Genomic DNA, 1,757 nt, shown 5'->3' with positions numbered 1-1,757 from the left:
GTCAGGGTGAGGATCTGGCCGGGGCCGAAGCGGTCGGTGCGTTTGGGTGGGCGTAGCCCGTCGGCGTTGAGCGCCTCGGCGATCTGGCGGCTGGACAGGCCACGTCCGGCCAGTTCGGTGACCCGTTCGACCAGCCGCGGGTAGTAGGAGAGCTGGTCGAGGCGGGCGACCGGGCGGGTGGCGCGGCCGTGGGTCTGGTGCCCGCCGGCCCAGGTGATGGTCACGTCCACCAGTTCGCTGTCGCCGACGGTCGCCACCGTGACCGCCTCGACCAGGGTGCGCAGGAGTTCCTTGCGGTCGGCCTGGCTGGTGGTCTCGGCGTCCCACAGCGCCGGCAGGTCGCGGGCCAGGGCGGCGAGGGAGTCGCGTTCGGTGGCGCTCAGGTGTACCGGCCGGGACTCGGTGAAGCGCTGGTAGTCGGCCTCGAGGCACAGCGGGCGACCCGCACGGTCAAGGTCCCTCGCCAAACTTTTGAACGGCTGCGAAGGCCAAGGAACGGACGGCGTTGGACGGGCGGTCGACCCGCACCCTGCCAGGCCGCTGCGGGCGCGCCCGCAAGAGTCAGGCGGAGCTTCACGCCGGGGCGGCGTGCCCGAAGGGCCAGGGGAACTTTTGAGAAACTGTCATCTCTGTTGAGAACCTACAAAAAGCTCATTTTCCCGGCCGTGTCGCCCCGAAATAGTCGTCTCCCGTCCACCTGTATGGGGCGACGTGCACCACCTTGCCCTGCCCCGGAGCGCTGATCATCTGGCCGTTTCCGATGTAGATCGCGACATGGTGGATGGTGGTGGCGGTGCCGTAGTAGACAAGGTCGCCGATCTGGAGGGGTTCCCCGGGCGGGACCACAGGTCCCACTTCGTACTGGGTCTGGGCGGTACGGGGCAGGTCGATGCCGGCGGAGAGATAGGCGGCGCGGGTCAGGCCGGAGCAGTCCCAGCCGCCTTCGGCCGGGCCGTCTCCGCCCCACAGGTAGGGAAGGCCGACCTGTCCCTGGGCGTAGAGGACGGCGGCGTAGCCTGCGTCGGACGGGGCGGTGTCGGCGGCGAAGCCGCTGGTCGAGCTGTACTGGGTGGCCTGGGTGACGACCTGCGCGACGTAGGCATCCGAATGGTTGTACGCCCACAGCGCCCCGGTCAGGTCGGTGGCGGCATGGTTGTCGCACAGGTAGGCCGCCGCGGCGTAGACGGCGTCCTGGGCGTTGTAGAGCGACGGCGGGTTCGCGCCGCCGGCCGGCAGTTGGTGGTGGGCGACGACGTCGGCGAACGTGATGGCGAGGAACTGCATGGGGCCGCCGGCCCCGGCGCTGTTGGTGCCGCTGACCACACCCGGCAGCCGGCTGCGACCGTGATCGGATTCGACTTTTCCGATGGCCGCGAGGGTCGTCCAGGACAGGCCGGGGCAGGTCGCGGCGGCCTGCATGTAGAGGTTCAGGTAGTCAGGCGGTATGTCGGCGAGGGCGGTCTGGCTGGGGCTGCCGCCGCTGCTACAGCCGAGGAACCAGCCGACGACGGGCAGGCACAGGACGCGTTCGGCCATCTGCGCGGCGGCGGCCCCCATCATCACGATGAGCAGGACAACGGCGGCGAGGGCGGCGGCGAGGTACTTGGTCGTGGCCGCTCACCCCCGGTACTTCTCGGGGGGCATCGGCGCGGGCGGTCGCAGGCCCGACCCGGTCGGGATGGCGTCCGGCCGGTCGGACACCGGTGCGGGTGCGGGCAGCCGGGGCCAGGCCCGGGGCAGCTGGTCGAGGGTGAGCC

General features: G+C 71.0%; 1 protein-coding gene and 1 pseudogene. Both read right to left on the bottom strand.

The genetic code is table 11. From position 1 onward, the window contains the following. Positions 1 to 467: pseudogene (locus AC08OP_RS22470) on the bottom strand (recombinase family protein); the annotation flags it as partial. A 184-nt stretch (positions 468 to 651) separates the two neighbouring features. Further along, entirely contained in the window at positions 652 to 1,560 is a 909-nt protein-coding gene (locus AC08OP_RS22465; RefSeq protein WP_476615993.1) for a C40 family peptidase, read from the bottom strand. Positions 1,561 to 1,757 lie beyond the last annotated feature (197 nt).

The organism is Frankia sp. CeRuru1 (genome assembly GCF_977966315.1).
The sequence above is the reverse complement of the archived record's forward strand: the minus strand, read 5'-3'. Positions and strand labels throughout refer to the sequence as shown.